This is a genomic window from Achromobacter piechaudii NBRC 102461 (genome assembly GCF_001571245.1).
Classification (GTDB): Bacteria; Pseudomonadota; Gammaproteobacteria; order Burkholderiales; family Burkholderiaceae_B; genus Achromobacter; species Achromobacter piechaudii.
Genome location: NZ_BCTK01000013.1, coordinates 104,175 through 120,922 on the forward strand (window position 1 = coordinate 104,175; position 16,748 = coordinate 120,922).

General features: G+C 67.0%; 16 protein-coding genes. 5 read left to right on the plus strand and 11 right to left on the minus strand.

The features are described from left to right. Nucleotides 1–10 precede the first annotated feature (10 nt). Nucleotides 11–988, plus strand: a complete 978-nt coding sequence (locus API01S_RS23535) for a Bug family tripartite tricarboxylate transporter substrate binding protein (RefSeq protein WP_061306262.1) — start codon at nt 11–13, stop codon at nt 986–988. Between the two features lie 31 nt (nt 989–1,019). On the opposite strand, the gene API01S_RS23540 is transcribed toward API01S_RS23535, so the two are convergent. The 6 genes from API01S_RS23540 to API01S_RS23565 all read right to left on the minus strand — a co-directional run bounded on the left by API01S_RS23540 (nt 1,020) and on the right by API01S_RS23565 (nt 7,377). Further along, nucleotides 1,020–2,267 (minus strand): MFS transporter, encoded by a 1,248-nt coding sequence (locus API01S_RS23540; protein WP_061306263.1) that lies wholly within the window; start codon nt 2,265–2,267, stop codon nt 1,020–1,022. A 9-nt stretch (nt 2,268–2,276) separates the two neighbouring features. Beyond that, nucleotides 2,277–2,624 (minus strand): DMT family protein, encoded by a 348-nt coding sequence (locus API01S_RS23545; RefSeq protein WP_050730686.1) that lies wholly within the window; start codon nt 2,622–2,624, stop codon nt 2,277–2,279. 91 nt (nt 2,625–2,715) lie between these two features. Beyond that, the gene (locus tag API01S_RS23550; protein WP_061306264.1) at nt 2,716–3,387 is read right to left on the minus strand and encodes a hypothetical protein; all 672 of its coding nucleotides are present in this window, start codon (nt 3,385–3,387) and stop codon (nt 2,716–2,718) included. Between the two features lie 151 nt (nt 3,388–3,538). After that, a complete protein-coding gene (locus API01S_RS23555; RefSeq protein ID WP_061306265.1) occupies nt 3,539–4,894 on the minus strand; it encodes a sigma-54-dependent transcriptional regulator in 1,356 nt (451 codons plus the stop codon). Beyond that, the gene (locus API01S_RS23560) at nt 4,879–6,189 is read right to left on the minus strand and encodes a sensor histidine kinase (protein WP_061306266.1); all 1,311 of its coding nucleotides are present in this window, start codon (nt 6,187–6,189) and stop codon (nt 4,879–4,881) included. Before API01S_RS23560 ends, API01S_RS23555 begins: the two co-directional genes overlap by 16 nt. A 138-nt stretch (nt 6,190–6,327) precedes the next feature. Continuing rightward, complete coding sequence (locus API01S_RS23565) at nt 6,328–7,377, minus strand: hypothetical protein (RefSeq protein ID WP_061306267.1); 1,050 nt, start codon at nt 7,375–7,377, stop codon at nt 6,328–6,330. A 350-nt stretch (nt 7,378–7,727) separates the two neighbouring features. Here API01S_RS23565 and API01S_RS23570 point away from each other — a divergent pair, with 350 nt between their 5' ends. Further along, on the plus strand, nt 7,728–8,384 hold the full coding sequence (locus API01S_RS23570; protein WP_061306268.1) for a hypothetical protein: 657 nt from the start codon (nt 7,728–7,730) through the stop codon (nt 8,382–8,384). A 40-nt stretch (nt 8,385–8,424) separates the two neighbouring features. On the opposite strand, the gene API01S_RS23575 is transcribed toward API01S_RS23570, so the two are convergent. From API01S_RS23575 to API01S_RS23585, 3 genes are all read right to left on the minus strand, one after another. After that, nucleotides 8,425–9,618 (minus strand): MFS transporter, encoded by a 1,194-nt coding sequence (locus API01S_RS23575; protein WP_061306417.1) that lies wholly within the window; start codon nt 9,616–9,618, stop codon nt 8,425–8,427. Between the two features lie 29 nt (nt 9,619–9,647). Then, nucleotides 9,648–9,890, minus strand: coding sequence for a hypothetical protein (locus API01S_RS23580; protein ID WP_156487164.1), 243 nt, complete (start codon nt 9,888–9,890; stop codon nt 9,648–9,650). 276 nt (nt 9,891–10,166) lie between these two features. Beyond that, a complete protein-coding gene (locus API01S_RS23585) occupies nt 10,167–10,820 on the minus strand; it encodes a hydrolase (RefSeq protein ID WP_061306270.1) in 654 nt (217 codons plus the stop codon). Between the two features lie 263 nt (nt 10,821–11,083). Here API01S_RS23585 and API01S_RS23590 point away from each other — a divergent pair, with 263 nt between their 5' ends. Next, nucleotides 11,084–11,974, plus strand: coding sequence for a LysR family transcriptional regulator (locus API01S_RS23590; protein ID WP_061306271.1), 891 nt, complete (start codon nt 11,084–11,086; stop codon nt 11,972–11,974). A gap of 20 nt (nt 11,975–11,994) precedes the next feature. Here the strand turns inward: API01S_RS23590 and API01S_RS23595 are convergent, their stop codons facing one another. Continuing rightward, nucleotides 11,995–14,448, minus strand: coding sequence for a cation-translocating P-type ATPase (locus API01S_RS23595; RefSeq protein ID WP_061306272.1), 2,454 nt, complete (start codon nt 14,446–14,448; stop codon nt 11,995–11,997). A 10-nt stretch (nt 14,449–14,458) separates the two neighbouring features. Next, nucleotides 14,459–14,884, minus strand: a complete 426-nt coding sequence (locus API01S_RS23600) for a universal stress protein (RefSeq protein ID WP_167351735.1) — start codon at nt 14,882–14,884, stop codon at nt 14,459–14,461. Between the two features lie 241 nt (nt 14,885–15,125). On the opposite strand from API01S_RS23600, the gene API01S_RS23605 reads away from it, so the two are divergent. Next, a complete protein-coding gene (locus API01S_RS23605) occupies nt 15,126–15,590 on the plus strand; it encodes an Hsp20/alpha crystallin family protein (protein WP_409360615.1) in 465 nt (154 codons plus the stop codon). 57 nt (nt 15,591–15,647) lie between these two features. Beyond that, the gene (locus tag API01S_RS23610; protein ID WP_061306273.1) at nt 15,648–16,748 is read left to right on the plus strand and encodes an NAD(P)-dependent alcohol dehydrogenase; all 1,101 of its coding nucleotides are present in this window, start codon (nt 15,648–15,650) and stop codon (nt 16,746–16,748) included.

Sequence of the window (16,748 nt, forward strand, 5' to 3'; positions counted from 1 at the left end):
GGAGCAAACCATGAAGAAGACTGTACTGGCGGCTTTGGGCGCCGGCTTGATTGCGCTTGGCGCCAACGCCTCGGCGCAGGACTACCCCACGCGCGCCATTTCGATGGTGGTGCCGTATGCGGCGGGCGGGTCCACCGACGGCCTGGCCCGCATCGTGGCGCAGGCCATGGGCGAGAACCTGGGGCAGACCGTCGTGGTGGAAAACATGGGCGGCGGCGGCACGATGATCGGCAACCAACGCGTGATCCGCGCCGCGCCCGATGGCTACACCATCACGTTCGGCAATATGGGTTCGCTGGCGATTGCGCCATCGCTCTATCCCAAGAGCAAGTTCGACCCGCGCCGCGACCTGCGCGCCATCGGCCTGGTGGCGACGGTGCCGATGGTGTTGTCCGTCAGCAAGAAAAGCGGCATCACCACGCTGCCCGACTTCGTGGCGCGCTTGAAGAAGAACGGCGCGGACGTGAACTTCGGAAACGCGGGCTCGGGATCCACCAGCCACATTGCCGCCGCCTATTTCATGCACGTGACCCACACGCAGGGCATGCAGATTCCGTACCGGGGGGCAGGCCCGGCCATCGCCGACCTGATGGCCGGCACGGTGGACGCGGTGATCGACCAGACCGTCACGATGATTCCCATCCATGAAGGCAAGCGGGTCACGGCGCTTGCCGTGGCCTCTGCCTCCCGGCTGCCGCAGATTCCCGACGTGCCGACCTTTGCGGAAGCGGGGGTGCCCGACTTCAACATGAGCGTGTGGAACGGTATCGCCGCGCCGGCCGGCACGCCGCCCGCCGTGATTGCGCGCCTGGAGCAGGCCCTGGCCGCCGCGTTGAAAAGCCCTGGCGTGCGCGAGTCGCTGGACAAGCTGGCGGCGCAGGCGCCCGACGGCCCGCAGCAGGGCGCGGACGCATTCCAGGCGCTGATCGCCCGCGATGTGCCGCGCTTTGCGCAGCTGATCAAAGACGCGAGCATCACGGTGAACTGACGTTGTGCTCTATGCGGCCCGGCCGATTCGTTTATGGGCCGGGCTGCATTGCCTGCGCCGAGTCCGCCTCGCCCCGGACTCGGTTGTTCAGCATCCAGGCACCCGCTGCCGCCGCCGCGATGGCGCTCAACACCAGGAAGGCGGATCCATACCCATAGCGCTGCGCGACCCAGCCTGCCACGGCCGGACTGAGGGCCGCGCCGATTCCCTGGATGGCCATGATGGCGCCCAGCCCGGCGTTGACGTGGCCGGTGCCGCGCAGCAGCAAGGCCACCAGGCCGGGCAGCGCCACGCCAAGCAGGCCGGCCGCGATGCCGTCCATGACCTGCACCGGAATCAAGGCCCAGGGTGAAGGCCAGGCGGCCGCCAGCAGGCCGCGCAAGGGCAGCACGCCGCACGCCAGCGCGACCAGCCGCCAATAGCCATGCTGCTTGGCGTAGCGCCCGGACAGCAGCGCCACGGGCACCATCACCAACTGCGCCACGATGATGGTCAGCGCGGTATAGGCGCTGGGGTCCGCCTGCCCGCGCGCGATGGTGGCCTGACCCAGCAAGGGCAGCATCGCGGCGTTGCCCAGGTGGAACAGCAACATGGTGAGCGCGACCAGACGCAGTTCGCGCGAGCCCGCCAGCACCCGCCACATCGACGGCGGGGGCGCGGCGGCGCCTTCCGATGCAATGGCCGGCTCCAGGCCGCGCGCGACGTCGTGATCGATGTCCTGCGACCGGATCCGATACAGGCAGACGAATGCGCCCAGCGGCATCAACACCATCAACACGAACACGGCGGACAGCCCCCAGCGGTAGCCGGCCAGCCCGGCCAGCGCGGCGGCCACCACATTGCCCGCGTGGTTCCAGGCTTCATTCAGGCCTAGTTGCCGGGGCAGCCCGCGCGGCCCGGCGATGCCCAGCGTCAGCCCCATGATGGCGGGGCCGAACAGCGCGCCGACGATAGCGGCGAGGATCTGCGTGCTGGCGGCCACGCTTGCCACGGGCCAGGCCCACAAGGCCAGGTTGCTGGCGATGAGGACGATGGTTGCGCCGGCCAGCAGGCCGCGCTTGCGCCGCGACGCGTCCACCCATGCGCCCATCGGCGTCGTGGCCAGCATGCCCGCCAGCCCGGCCGCGGTCATCAGGTAGCCGATGTCGTCGGCGCGCCAGCCGTGGCTCAACAGGAACACGCCCAGGAAGGGGCCGAGCCCGTCGCGCACGTCAGCCAGAAAGAAGTTGACGCCCGACAGCCATTGCAGCGAACGCGCTTGCGTGTGCGAGGGCGTCATCATTGACTCCTAGTTCAAGGGGCCCTTGAAGACGAAGAACGCCCCCAGGCCGATGAAGCCAAAGCCCACCAGATGATTGAGCGTCAGCCGTTCATCCAGATAGAAAACCGAGAACACCGCAAACACCGTCAGCGTGATGACTTCCTGCATGGTCTTGAGTTCGGCCGCGTTATAGACGCTGTGGCCGATACGGTTGGCCGGCACGGCGAAGCAATACTCGGCCAGCGCGATCAGCCAGCTGACCAGGATGACCAGGGGCAGCGGCCGGTCGCCGAACTTCAGGTGGCCATACCAGGCAAAGGTCATGAACACGTTGGAGCAAAGCAGCAGGAGGATGGGCAGGATCTTGGGCGACATGTCGACGGCGGTTCGAGAGGGGAAGGAGCGGACCGCCGCCTTTTTTTGTGTCAAAGGGGGCGGCCCGGGCCGGGCGCGGCGGGTGGAAAGCTCAGGGCGCGCGGTTGTACAGCGGTTGCAGCGCAGACAGCGTCGTGCCCATGCTGACGGCCTCAAGCGAGGTGCCCAGCGCGTTCTGCGTGCCCAAGCCTTCTGCTGCGAACGGCGCGCCGGGTTGCACCGGCTGGCGCAGGCTGTCGGGCGCGAAGCGGACGATGCTGCCGTCGGTCAGGATGACGCCGTTGGTTTCACCGCGCGGACCGGTCAGCACCGCATCGACCTGGCCTTCGACCTTCTGCGGATGCAGGGCCTGCGCCTTCAGGTGCGGCGGCAGCGGCCGGCCCGCGCCCGGCGTCGGCGGCGTGTCATACAGGGTCTGCCCGTTCGAGGTGTTGACGATGGCGTCGGCCTTGACGCTGCCGGGCGTCTGCGCGCGACCGATGACGCGGATGCTGTCTCCCGGCTTGACGGCGGCGGTCAGCGCATCGGACATGTGCGGCGGAAACTGCACCAGCGTGCCGTCGGCCAGACGCAAGCCATCGACCTCGCCGTAGGGGTTCATCAGCAGCCGCTGGACTTGCCCTTGGGCTACCGACGGCGCGGCCGGGTCCGCCAGTGCCGGGGCGGGCGGCGGTGGAGCGCCGGGAGCCGGTTGGGCGGGCACGGCGTGCGCCACGCCGGTGGACAGAGCAATCGCAAGAATGGAAAGCGTGAATCGGGACATGATGGAACTCCTTGCACGACGGGGGATGACATCTACGGTGGATGCAAATGCCGTGCCAGGACAAAATTCCATTCAGATCAAGGGTTTGGGAATTTTCGCGGTTCCAGGTGTCCGATGCGGCGACACCAGGGTGTCACCGCAGCGGACACTTTCATTGAAGGCCGTGTTCGGCCAGCTTGCGGTAAAGCTGCTGGCGCGACAGCCCCAGGCGGCGCGCGGCTTCGGCGCGATTGCCCTGGGCGGCGTCCAACGCGCGCCGGATCATGGTGCGTTCAAGCGCCGCCACCGCCTCGGCCAGCGTGCCGTCCAGCGCAAGCCCCGTCGCCACGTCGGGGGCAAGTTCCCCCACCCCCCGCGCCGCGTCCTGCATGTGAAGGCCGATGTGTTCGGGCTCGATGGCCACGCCATGGCACAGCACCGCCGCGCGTTCCATGGCGTTGCGCAGCTCGCGCACGTTGCCGGGCCAGGAGTGGGCCAGCAGCCGCTGCGCGGCGGCGGTGGTCAGGCGGCGTGCCACCCCATCGCCGATGCGGCGCAGGAAATGTTCGGCCAGGGCCAGCACGTCGCCCGGCCGCTCGCGCAGGGGCGGCAGCGCAATCGGCACGACCTGCAAGCGGTACCAGAGATCCGCGCGGAACGCGCCAGCCGCGACGGCGGCGGGCAGGTCGCGGTGCGTCGCGGCGACGATGCGCACGTTCACCGGCACCACCCGCGCGCCGCCCACGGGCGTGATCTCGCGTTCCTGCAACACGCGCAGGATCTTGGCCTGCGTCGATAGCGGCATGTCGCCGATCTCATCGAGAAACAGCGTGCCGCCCTCGGCCTCCCGAAACCGTCCCGCGCGGTCGCTGGTCGCGCCCGTGTACGCGCCTTTGACGTGGCCGAACAATTCGCTTTCCATCAGCTCGGCCGGGATGGCGGCGCAATTGACGGCCACGAACGGCTTGGCCGCGCGCGCGCTGTTGCGATGCAGGGCGCGCGCCACCAGTTCCTTGCCGGTTCCGGTTTCGCCCAGCACCAGCACGGTTGCATCGCTGCGCGCCGCCATGCCGATGCGCTTGAAGACGTCGCGCATGGCCTCGCTGCCGCTGACCAGTTCGACATCGTCGTCGTCGGGGGCATCGGCCTCTGGCGCGTTCGCCGCGCCGCGCGCGCTTTGCAAGGCGCGCTCCAGCGCCTGCACCAGCGCGGTCCGCGCGATGGGTTTGGCCAGGTGATCGAACGCGCCCAGGCGCATGGCCTCGATGGTGTTGTCGCCGCTGGCGTAGGCGGTGAGCATGATGCAGGGCACCGGCCCGAGCAGCGCCGCCTTGCGCAGGAAAACCAGGCCGTCCTCGCCCGGCATGCGCAGGTCGACAATGGCCACGTCCACCGCCTCGGTGCGCAGCCGGTTCAGGCCGGCGCTGGTCGATGACGCCTGGAGCACGTCGTGGCCCAGGTCATGCAAGGTTTCGGACAAGCTGTCTCGAAACGCGGTGTCGTCATCGACGATCAGGACGCGGGCCATGGCAACTCCATCTCGATACGCGCGCCGCGCGCGGTCTCGGCCAGCCTGACCTGGCCGCCGTGCGCCTGCACGATCTCTCGCACCAGCGCGAGGCCCAGGCCCGAGCCACCGGTACGCGCCGTGGCGAAAGGTTCAAACAAGGTGTCGCGCAGTTCGCCGGGCACGCCGGAGCCGTCATCGGCCACCCACAACAGCAGGTCGCCGCGCGCACTGCGCGCCGCGCCCAATTCAATCGCGCCTCCCGCGCCGGTGTGCGCCAGGGCGTTGAGCAACAGGTTGTCGAACACCCGCGCCATCTGCTCCGGGTCGAACCAGGCGCGGACGGCTGCAAGATCGGGCTCCGTCGCGACGGGCAGGGTCAGGCGCTGACCGCCTTGCTGCGCGGCCGCCGCGTGCGCATGGCGGCGTTCCTCCAGGAACGCGGGCAGATCCAGCGGCCGGCGGTCGACGCGGAAAGGCTGCGTCAAGGCCAGCAGGCTGGACACCAGCGATTCCAGCCGCTCGGTCTGCGCCAGCACCGTCTGCAAGGCGCCGGCCACGCGCGCTTCGCGCACCGGTTCGGGCGCGGCCAACGCGTTTTCGACTTTCATGCGCATGGTGCCCAGCGGGTTGCGGATCTCGTGCGCCAGGCCCGCCGACATGCGGCCCAGCGTGGCCAGCCGCTCGGCCTGCTGCAATTGCTGCTGCAACTGGCCGGACTGACGGCGCCAGCGGGCAAAGGTGCGGTCAAGCCAGATGCCGGACACCACCACCATGCTCAACAGCAGGCTGACCGCCAGGATCAGCGAGTTGATGACGTCCGAACCGATGAGCGGCACGCGGGTCAGCGTCCAGGCGGCCAGCGCGTCCGGCTGGCTCTCGGCCGGGCAGGCGGCAAAGACCACGGCTTCGCGCAACCCGGGCCGCACGTCGGTGACCAGGCCCGCCGAATCCAGCGCGCGCTGCGCCGTCGCACCGATGCGTTCAAGCTCCGCGCTGGGCGGATCGCGCTTGATGCCGGTGCCGTCATAAGTCGGAAATGCGTAGGCGACAACGCCCGCACCCGCCTGCCAGAATCCGCCTTCCATGCCGGCCCGATCGCGCAGCGCCAGATCCAGGATGGCTTGTGCGCCAGGCAGGGGATGCGGGGCAGGCGGCGCACCGGCCGGCCCCGGCGTGGCGGGGACGGTCAGATGCAGCCGTCCGGAACCCGCGCGCAGCGCTTCGCAGGTGATCGAGGCGAGATTGCGCGCGCGTTCGATCTGCGGACCCGCGCCCTGGCGCACCAGCACGACGAGCAGGCTGGCCAGCAGCATCGCCACAAGGGTGATCCACAGCCAGAGGATCCAGAGATCGCGGCGTATCGATTTTTGCTGTGACAGGAAGGTGCTCCCAGGGGCGGACTCGCCAAGAATACTGCGAGCCGGGCCGGCGTGAACTGGTCCGCGTCGGCCTTATTTCGTCCTGTCCATCGACAAGGGCACGCCCCAGACCGGATCTTCCATGCCGCGCTTGCCCAGCGGCGTGATCTGCATGGGTTGCAAGGTCGACAGCAATTGCCGGTGCGCATCGCTCAGGTTGGTGCGTTGCGCGATCAGCTTGCGGGTGAAGTCCATCGGCGCCGGCCAGGTGTAGACGGTGAAGTCTTCCAGCGGGCATTCGATCATCTTGGGATCCACCGCGCGGCACGCCGACTGCTTGTACTTGTAGCTGGGCGTCTTCATGTGCAGCCGCTGACTGAGCACCAACTGCCCGCCCTTGAGCGTAAAGCTGGCCAGCGCCAGCTTGGGCGGCACGCGCGACTGCACCTTGATGGCGGGAATGTCGCGCGAGTCCGTATCTTCGTAATAGCCCGCGCGGCTGCCTTGCGAGGTCTCGGTGTACTGCTGTTCGCCCCAGCTGACGCAGGCGCCCGTGCCGCGATGCACCGCCGTGCAGACCGTGCGCGTCTTGAGCTGGGTGCTGGTGCTGCCTTCGTGCCAGTTGGTCTCTTTGTAGAACTCGCGATACAGCTCCGGCGACAGATAGGCCGTGCCATTGGCGCCCCGACCCGAACCGACCGGGCCGCTGCGCGCGCCCACCTGATCCAGCAAGGCGTTCAGCTTGTAATCGTCGCCCCCGGTCAACAGGTATTTGCCGGGAGGCAGGATGTGCACCTCGAACGACTTGAACAGATAGGTGGCCGACTTGTCCCGTTGCAGCGAGTTGTTCTGGAATTTGCGGCCGAAGGTGATTTTCGGCATCTGCTCGTGCATCCAGATCGTGTTGCCCGTCCACTTGGTCATCGATTCGACCTGGTTCAGCGTGGCGTGCGGCATCAGGTCGGCCACCAGCACCACGGCCATGTCCGCCTTGAGCGCCTCGTCGATCAGGTCCAGCAACTGCGCATAACGCGGATCGTCCATCGTGCCCTCGCCGCTGGAATAGGGCTGGGTCACACATCCCGACAGGGCCAGCGCAAGGGTCAGGGCGGAGAAGGCGATACGCGGTCGCGGCAGCGTCATGGGTTCGGTCCTTGGTATGACGGAAGTCGAATGATTGAGCGCGCATGCTACCCGCCAGAAAACGCGGCGCAATAGACAAATCGCCGGTGAAACATTGCGCGGCTGCGGCACTGCCGAGCCTGCGCGACAGCCCGCGGTGTATCGGTTCGCGCGGGCAGCCCGTTGTTATGCTGGCGCGACGCGCGTGTCGGACCGGGTGCGGCAACGCGTCCGGTCACAGCCCGTCATTCGGGTTCGACGGCGCATCGGTCCACGGGGCGTAAATTATTGTTGCGTTTGTTTCGCATTGGATGTCACCAAACGCGCAACGGATGCGAGACTGCGCTGCATCCCCCGGCACAAACCTAGCTATGACCGTTCGACGGATTTTCTTCGGCCTTGCCGCATTGGCGCTGTCACCCGCCCTCGTCGCTCAGACGACGCCCGCTGCGCCCGCGTGGTCCCCGCCCGGCGCGACGTCGTGCGCCTTTTCGGCCTGGACCACGAACGACAAGCCCGCGATTCAGGTGCGCGCGGCCCCGTCTGCCACAGCCCAGGTCGTCGGCAGCCTGCCCACGACCCGCGGCGACCATCCCAATCCGCTTGCCGACGTGTACAGCGTGACGTTCGATGTGATCGAGGCGCGTGACGGCTGGCTCAAGATCCGCAACGCCAGCGACGAGATGAGCACCGGCGACGCCAACTTGCCCCGGCCCGTGTATCAGGGAGCAGGCTGGATCGAAGCCGGCGATGCGCAGGTCGGCATACAGTCGGCCCGGGGCTACGCGCGGCCGGATGCCGGCAGCGAGCGGCTGCTGGACCTGCGTGACGACTGGCTCACCGAGCGCGCCACGTTGCGCGGCATCGCGGCCTGCGACGGCGAGTGGCTGCTGCTGGACTACGAGATGCGCAACAGCGACAAGTGGGAGCCTCTGGCCGAGCAGGACCGCACGCGCGGTCGGGCGTGGTTTCGTGGCGTCTGCGCATCGGCCGAGACGACGTGCGACATGCGCTCGGTGGATCGATGACAAATGGGCGCGCGGGATAGGGCGGCCGTCGCCGCGCGCGTCAGCGGTCGATACGGCAGGGCATCGGCTCGCATCCGGTTTTGTCTTCCTGCGCCATGTGCGGCGTGAAGCCCGCGCCCTGCGCGCGCGACAAACCGGCACACAGCGCCAGGCACGCAAAAGCGATCACGGCATGATTGGCCGTCAACCCGTCCATCAGCATGCCGAATATCGGCGCGCCCGCCGTCTGGCCGATCGCCAGCGCCAGAAAGGCGATCATCACGCCGGTGGCGGGCCGCTCGGGCAGCGCCGCCACGCCCCATAGCAAATACGCGCCCGTCAGCGTGATGTAGGCCGCGCCAAACAGCAGCCCGCCGCCTAGCGTCAGCGCCGGTGACGTGCCGTCCAGGCCCACCAGCAGAATGCCGGTCGCCAGTGCCGTCAGAAAGACGCGGTGCACGCGGTCGATGCCGAATCGCGCGATGCCCGCGCCTGCGCCGGCGCCGGCGATGCCGGCCGCGCCGATGGCGATCCACAGCAGGCCCGCGCGCGGGCCGCTCCAGTCCAGGCGCAGCGCGACAAGCTGACCGCCAAAGGACCATAGCGCCGTGCTGGCCGCGCCCGTCAGGAAGGACGCAGCGATAAGGCGTCGAATCGCACTATCGAGCGCTGGCATGCCGTGACGGGTCTTACCCGGGCTGTGCGTGCGTTGCGGCACGGTGAATGCCACGGCGAAGGCCATGCCGATGGCGATGGCGGCAAACCCCGCGAAAGCCAGACGCCATTGCGCGCCCATCAGCAAGGCCACCGGGCCGGACAAGGCCACGCCCGCGCCCGTGCCTGCATTGATGATCGAGTTCGTTGCGCTCTGGCGATCCGGTCGCACTGCCGCCGCCACCGCCGCCGCCAACGGCGGTGAAACCAGTCCCGTGCTGGACCCGGCCAACATCACCGCGCCGGCCAGCCAGGGCGCGGAAGGCGCCATGGCAATGCCCGCCATCCCCGCCGCCGCGATCAACGCAGCGCCGATGGCGACATAGCGGGCGCCCACGCGCTCCGTCAGCCATGCAGACAAGATGACCGTGATGCAGTAGGTCAGAAATGCGCCGCCAGAGATCAAGCCGCTCAAGGTTGAAGACAGGCTCAGTTCGGCATCGATGCCCGGCAGGAACAGCCCGAAGGAGAAGCGGGCAAAGCCGTAGCAGACGGCGATCAGCGCAAAGCCCGATGCCGCCAGGTAACGGCTTGGGATCATGGCCTTGTGTTGCGATGCGCGCGTCGGGATCATTGAGCATCCCGCGCGATGAGGCCGCCGCCGTCGGCCTGCAAGCACGACAGGCAAGCGTCGTGATCGCGCAGCTGGAAGGGAAAGTACAAGCCCGGCGGGGACGGCGCAGCGCGGTCCAACCCGGCCAGCCGTTCAAGAATCATGCTGACGCCCAGCGCCAGATCGTCGGCGCGTAGCGCGCGGGCGCTCAAGCTACCGATGGAGCCAGTACCACCCATCAACAGAACAGGTTTCGACATTGGTTCAGTCACCTCATGACGTGGATGAAGCACGAGGCCGACGGGCCAGGCGGGGTGGTGAACGCGCATTCGTGCCGCGTGGAAAGTGGCGGCAGCAGTGTGAGAAAAATTGAAGCGTTGCGCGTGGTTCAGCTTATCGCGCTCTTTTTTGCCGAGGCAATGTCATCGCGGCACGACACGTTTCAAAACGTCATGCGCAACTGCCGTGCCCGGAGTGACCCTGCGCATCACGCGCGTGCCGATGATCGCGCATGCGCAGGGCCGTTCCCGATACGATCAGGCGGCGTTGGCGGGCGCCGGCGTGTTCAGCAGCTGCTGCTCCCACAGATACGCAATGCCGCTGCCGGCGCAGTGGGCGACCAGGATATCGGTCAGCGCGCCGGCGGTTTCGACGCGCGCCCAATCGCGTTGCCACTCGGCGGCCACGGCCAGCCACGTCATCAGGTTGACGCCAGCGGCCGCCATGCGCTGAAGCGCCACTTCATGCGATTCGACCGAGATCCCGCCCGACGCGTCGGTGATAACCGTTACATCCCAGCCTTCGCCGGCCGCCTGAATCGCCGGCATGGCGACGCACACCTCGGTCCACAGGCCGGCGATGATCAACTGCTTGCGGCCGGTGGCCTTGGCCGCGTCAACGACTTTTTTGTCTTCCCAGGTATTGATGAGCGTGCGGTCGATCACTTCCTGACCCGGAAACACATCCGTGATCTGCGGGAAGATGCGCCCGCCCCGGTCGGCGATGACGCTGGTCAGAATCGTCGGCACGCCAAACGCCTTCGCCGCCTTGGCCAACGCCGTCGAATTGTTGACCACGGCATGCGGGTCGTGGCTGTTCAGGTTGGTCAGTTGGTAAGGCTGATGATCGATCAGAACAAGTACCGAATCTTCAGGACGGAGCAGCGAATCGAGGCCATTGCGAAAAGTCATTAGTGATCCCTGGTTTGCTTGGTTTGCGAAAGGTGATGGGAAGTTGCCTCCCGGCAAGCGTGCGCTTGTGGCGACGATTCCCGGGACGATCATTATGTTTTTGTCGAATGGGATGCGGTAGTGACGTTTCCCGGCGAGCTGTGTCGCACAACGGGGAACGCTGTATTCAAGCGGTGGGACGTGCGGGATGGCAGGGTTCTGGCCGTCATCCGGCAGTGCTATTCTGCGGCGAACTGCGTCGCGAACCGGGGGGAAACGCTACCGTGGATATTGAAGAACTACAGACCTTCATCGAAGTGGCCGACGCCGGGGGCGTCTCGGCCGCCGCGCTGCGGCTTGGCGTGTCCAAGTCCATCGTCAGCCGCCGCCTGCTGCGTTTGGAATCGGAGCTGGGCGTGCAGCTGTTGGCGCGATCCACACGCGGCGCGGCGCTGACGGAAGCCGGCGCCACGTTCCGCGACCACGCCGCGCGCGCCTGCGCTGAAATCGACATGGCCCGCGAGGCCATCCTGCCCGCAGGCGAACTGCGCGGACGCCTGCGCGTGGCGGTGCCGGTGTCTTTCGGCCTGACGCACTTCGCGCCCGTGGTCGCCGAATTGGCGCGACGCCATCCCAGCCTGCATGTCCAGACCTGCTACAGCGATCGCTTCGTGGACCTTATCGCCGAAGGGTACGACTGCGCGATCCGGGTCGGCTATCTGCAAGATTCGAACCTCGTCGCCCGACGCGTCGGCCCCATCCACGGCAAGCTGCTTGCCAGCCCGCAGTACATCCAGGCGCATGGCGCGCCCGACACGCCCGAGGACCTGATCGCGCATGAAGCGCTGATGCAAGGCACGGAAGCCTGGCAGTTCCTGGACGGCGACAAGACCATCTCGGTCCGTCCTCAAGGGCGCTTCAAGGCAGACAACGGCGCGGCGCTCGTCGCTGCTGCGGCGGCGGGCCTGGGCATTGCCTATCTGCCCGACTGCCTGACGCACGAGCACGTGGTCGCGGGCGCGCTCGTGCCCGTCATGACCCGCTACCCGCCGCCTCCTGCGGGCGCTTACGTCATTCGCCCACCCGGACAACATCCCGCACGCAAGATACGGGTGTTGACCGAACTCTTGATCGAGCACTTCGGACAGTCGCCGCATTTCGCTGGATCGGAATAAAGGGGGCGAGTCCCGTCGCGCTAAGCTTGCACCGGCCTCCACGAGCGCAGCACGCAACGGCGCAGCGGCCATGCAACCAGCCATACGGCTGCCGCCGTCAACAAGGCGGCGGCCCAGCCTCTCAATCCCAGCGGACCGAAGGCGAACAGGGCGCGCAGCGCCGACCACTCCAACGCGAGCGCCAAGAGGGTCAGCGTCGCCGCCACCGCAAGCCGCATCGCGCCGTCCCAGATGCCGTTGCGCTGCCAATGCGCGACGCGGTTATTGATCATCAAGGCCAGATTGCCAAGCACCAGCGCGCAGAAGGCGGTGGCGCGGGCGCTGTCCGCAGGCAAGGCAGTGTGCTGGAGCCAGCCGTACAGCACGGCCACAAAGACCAGCAACGTCAGGCCCTGGACGACGCCGGCCAGGAAGGTCGCTGCCGAGAACAGAGGTTTGGTGACGGGCAGGGGACGGCGGCGCATCAGGTCCGGTTCGGCGGCGGCGGATTCGAATGCCAATCCGCATAGCGGTCCGATCACGATTTCAAGAAAGGCCACATGCGCGGGCCGCAAGATTTCCGGCCATCCCATCAGCAAGGGCAGGATCACCAGGCCGGCAATCGGAACATGCGCGGCGACGATGTAGACGATCGCCTTGGACAGGTTGTCGAACAGCCGGCGGCTTTGCCGGATCGCGTTCAAGATGTCGGAGAAGTCGTCGCGCGTCAGGATCAGGTCCGCCGCTTCCCGCGCCACATCCGTGCCGCGCACGCCCATGGCGATGCCGGCGTGCGCCGCGCGCAAGGCAGGCGCGTCGTTGACGCCGTCGCCCGTCATGGCGACGATTGCGCCTTCCTGTTTGAGCGCCTGGACCAGACGCAGCTTCTGCTCCGGCTTGACCCGCGCGTACACGCTGATGCGCTTGACCAGCTCGGCCAGGCGTTCGTCGCTCTCGCGCTCCAGATCTGCGCCTTCGGCGACGAGCTCGGCGGGTATGCCGGCTTGCCGGGCGATGGCGCGCGCGGTGGACGGGTGGTCGCCCGTCAGCATGAGGACGCGGATGCCGGCTTCATGACAAGCAGCGACCGAGCGGCTGACGCCTTCTTTCAAGGGATTTTCCAAGCCGACCAAGCCCGCGAATTGCAGCGGCAGACCGTCGGGCTGCTCAGGCAGCGCATCGATGAATCCACCCGAGCAGGCGGCGGCCAAGACCCGCAAGCCTTCATCGGCCATGCGCTGGACCTCGGCTTCCAACGTGGCGATTTGCGCGGGGTCCAGCCGGCAAAGTTTGAAGACAGCTTCCGGCGCGCCTTTGCACACCAGCAGGACAGGCTCGCCGTCCGCGCACGCCCAGGCATGCACCACCGCCAGCCGCGCCGACGAGAACGGATAGGCCTTCACCAGTTTCTTTGAACCTTCGCCAGCTTGCCCATGCGTGAGCTGCCCGGCCAAGCGCCGAAACGCATCTTCCATCGCGTCGCCGGAATCGGGCACGCTGGCCAGCGCCAGCGTATCGATCAGCGTCCTGATCGCAGCCGGCGGTTCGACCGCTGCCGCACCGGCCAGATCGGCGGCGTTCATGCGCAAGGGGCCGACAACCAGCTCGCATACGGCCATGGTGGTCGTGGTCATCGTGCCTGTCTTGTCGGTGCACAGCACGGTGGTCTTGCCCAGCGTATCGACCACGCTCAATTTGCGCACCAGCACGCCCTGGCCCGCGATGCGCTGCGCCTGCATCGCCGAAAAAATCGTCACGATGACGGGGAAGTCCTGCGGCAGCAGGCTCATCGCCAGCGCGATGCCCGCCAGCAAGCCTTCGAACCAGCCTCCGCGCATATAGACGTACAAGGCCCAGGTGACGACCGACAGCAGCAGGCCGACCCACATGAAACGCAGGATGAAGCGGCGGGTCTGGGATTCCAGGGGCGCGCGTTCGGGAGTCAGCTCCCGCATCGGCAGGCCCAGCGATCCCAGCCGGGTGTCGTCACCCACGGCCTCCACGCGCATGGCGCCGGTGCCGGCCAGCACCAATGATCCGCCCAGCATCTGGGCATCCGTATCGGCGCCGGGCGGGGTGGGTATCCGCTTGAAGACGGGCTGGAATTCCCCCGTGAGCGGGGACTCGTCCACCATCAGGCCGTCCCCGTCGATCAGCTGACCATCCGCGGGAACCCGGTTGCCTTCGGCCAGCAACACGCAGTCGCCGGGCGCCAGCTCGACGGAGGCGACCCAGCTGCGCACACCATTGCGCAGCACCAGGGCGCGCGGCGCAGCCAGGCGTTCCAAGGTTTCCAGGGGGCGGGCCGTGCGCAAGGACTGGCCAACCGTCAACCCGAAAATGACCAGCACAAACAGCAGCAGCAGGGCGGCCTCGTGCCAGGCGCCCAGGATCGAATAGAGCAGCCCACCCGCCAGCAGCAGGGCGAACATCGGGTCCTTGATCAGGTCCAGGCCGATCGAGAACAGATCGCGTGCCGGCGCTGGCGCGGCCATGACGATCTGCCTAGTTCACCAGCACGACCGGGATATGGATGGAGTGCAGCAGTTTCAGCGTGGTCGATCCCAGCAGCAGGCTGCCGGCCGCGCCCATCCCTCGGGACCCCATGACGATATGGTCGCAACCCTGCTCGGTGGCGTAGGCCTTGATGGACTCGGCGACATCGCCCACCCGCAAGGCGCGTTGATAGACGATGCCGGAGCGGTCCAGCAGCGCCTCGGCATCGGCCAGCGCCATTTTGGATTCGTCGTCGTAGTACTCCTGGATCGCGTCCGGCTCGAAGAAGGCCTGGATCGTGCCGGAGACGATAGGCGCCTGCACATTGAGCAGATGGATGGAACAGGGGCCGTGTTCGCGGACATGGTTGACCACGTAATGCACGGCGCGCAGGGAGTTGCCCGATCCATCCACGGGGATAAGTACGTTTTTCACGTCGCCTCCGACAGAGTGGGATGCCGGGGCGCACGGCCCCGCGTTCCTTATCATCGCGCGGATGCCCCGATGCAAATTGACGCTCGTCAATGTTCGTCCGCATACACCGGAGAGCTGGGACAGGCCCTGCAAGGGCTCGCTGAAAGGTCTGCGCCACTCAGGAATCTTGTCCCCGTTTTCTCATTGACAATCGTCAACTGCCTCGCGGCGCGCGGGCGCACCATGTATAGCGCGGGTGCCGATGCATCCGCGCCTCTTTCACCATGCCAAGGAGATGGCCATGTCGCGCTTGACCCCCTACAGCCCATTTTCGAGTGAACCGTTTTCGGACGTCTTTCACGCCTTTCTTCGACCGGTCCGGCAGAGCCTGGAGGAACAGGCGCCGCGGATGGACATCGATGTGACGGATGCGGGCGACAAGTATGTGCTGAAGGCCGAAGTCCCCGGCATCGACAAGAAAGACATATCGGTGGAAATCGACGGCAACACCGTGATGATCTCGGCCAACAAGGAAAAGCAGAGTGAAACGAAAGAAGGCGAGAACGTCGTTCGACAGGAACGTTTCTGGGGGCAGATCCGGCGTGCGGTGCCGCTGGCCAGCCCGATTGACGAGGCGGCGGCCAAGGCGGTCTGCGAGAACGGGGTGCTGGTCCTGACCTTGCCCAAGGCGGCAGGCGGCCGCAACAAGACGGTGAAGATCGAGTAGCGCCTTCACCCCGCGTTGGCCGTTGAGCAATCGTCAGTGCAGAGCAGGAGATCGGACATGGAAACAACGATGAAAGCCCTTGTCTTCGCGGGTCCGGGGCGCATTGAGATACGCGAGAAGCGCATCCCCGACGTGGGGCCGAACGACGCGCTGATCAAAATCACCACGACCACCATCTGCGGCACGGACATACACATCCTCAAGGGCGAATACCCCGTTGCGCCGGGCCTGACGATCGGCCATGAACCGGTGGGCGTCATCGAAAAGCTGGGCAGCGCCGTGACGGGTTACCGCGAGGGCCAACGCGTGATCGCCGGCGCGATCTGCCCCAACTTCAATTCGTATGCGGCGCAGGATCGCGCGCCGTCGCAGGATGGCAGCTACCTGGTGGCCAGCGGCGCATGCGGCTGCCATGGATACCGTGCCACGGCCGGCTGGCGCTTTGGCAACATCATCGATGGCGCTCAGGCCGAATACCTGCTGGTTCCCGATGCGCAGGGCAATCTGGCGCCGGTGCCGGACAACCTGAGCGATGAACAGGTGCTGATGTGTCCGGACATCATGTCCACCGGCTTCAAAGGCGCAGAGAACGCACACATCCGCATCGGCGACACCGTGGCGGTATTTGCGCAGGGGCCGATCGGGCTGTGCGCGACCGCAGGCGCGCGGCTGCTGGGCGCCACCACGATCATTGCCGTGGACGGCAATGCGCAGCGCCTGGAAATGGCGCGCGGCTGGGGCGCGGATGCGGTGCTGAACTTCCATGAGTGCGACGTCGTTGATGAAATCCTGCGCCTGACGGGCGGCAGGGGCGTGGATTCGGCGATTGAGGCGTTGGGGCAGCAAAGCACGTTCGAGTCCGCGCTGCGCGTGCTCAAGCCGGGAGGCACGCTGTCGAGCCTGGGGGTCTATTCCAGCGACTTGAAGATTCCGCTGTCCGCCTTCGCGGCGGGGCTGGGCGACCACCGGATCAACACCGCGCTTTGTCCCGGCGGCAAGGAACGGATGCGCCGGCTCATGAGCGTGCTGGAGTCAGGCCGTCTGGACCTGGCGAAGATGGTCACGCACCGGTACACGCTTGACCGGATCAACGACGCCTACGACCTCTTCGCCAACCAACGGGACAACGTACTGAAGGTCGCCATCAGTCCGGCTTGA

Coding starts and splice junctions, on each gene's coding strand:
- API01S_RS23580 (WP_156487164.1), bottom strand. CDS start 9,890: ATGTCGAAACCTGTTCTGTTGATGGGTGGTACTGGCTCCATCGGTAGC.
- API01S_RS23565 (WP_061306267.1), bottom strand. CDS start 7,377: ATGACGCTGCCGCGACCGCGTATCGCCTTCTCCGCCCTGACCCTTGCG.
- API01S_RS23545 (WP_050730686.1), bottom strand. CDS start 2,624: ATGTCGCCCAAGATCCTGCCCATCCTCCTGCTGCTTTGCTCCAACGTG.
- API01S_RS23555 (WP_061306265.1), bottom strand. CDS start 4,894: ATGGCCCGCGTCCTGATCGTCGATGACGACACCGCGTTTCGAGACAGC.
- API01S_RS23550 (WP_061306264.1), bottom strand. CDS start 3,387: ATGTCCCGATTCACGCTTTCCATTCTTGCGATTGCTCTGTCCACCGGC.
- API01S_RS23595 (WP_061306272.1), bottom strand. CDS start 14,448: ATGGCCGCGCCAGCGCCGGCACGCGATCTGTTCTCGATCGGCCTGGAC.
- API01S_RS23585 (WP_061306270.1), bottom strand. CDS start 10,820: ATGACTTTTCGCAATGGCCTCGATTCGCTGCTCCGTCCTGAAGATTCG.
- API01S_RS23570 (WP_061306268.1), top strand. CDS start 7,728: ATGACCGTTCGACGGATTTTCTTCGGCCTTGCCGCATTGGCGCTGTCA.
- API01S_RS23540 (WP_061306263.1), bottom strand. CDS start 2,267: ATGACGCCCTCGCACACGCAAGCGCGTTCGCTGCAATGGCTGTCGGGC.
- API01S_RS23535 (WP_061306262.1), top strand. CDS start 11: ATGAAGAAGACTGTACTGGCGGCTTTGGGCGCCGGCTTGATTGCGCTT.
- API01S_RS23605 (WP_409360615.1), top strand. CDS start 15,126: ATGCATCCGCGCCTCTTTCACCATGCCAAGGAGATGGCCATGTCGCGC.
- API01S_RS23560 (WP_061306266.1), bottom strand. CDS start 6,189: ATGCTGCTGGCCAGCCTGCTCGTCGTGCTGGTGCGCCAGGGCGCGGGT.
- API01S_RS23610 (WP_061306273.1), top strand. CDS start 15,648: ATGGAAACAACGATGAAAGCCCTTGTCTTCGCGGGTCCGGGGCGCATT.
- API01S_RS23575 (WP_061306417.1), bottom strand. CDS start 9,618: ATGATCCCAAGCCGTTACCTGGCGGCATCGGGCTTTGCGCTGATCGCC.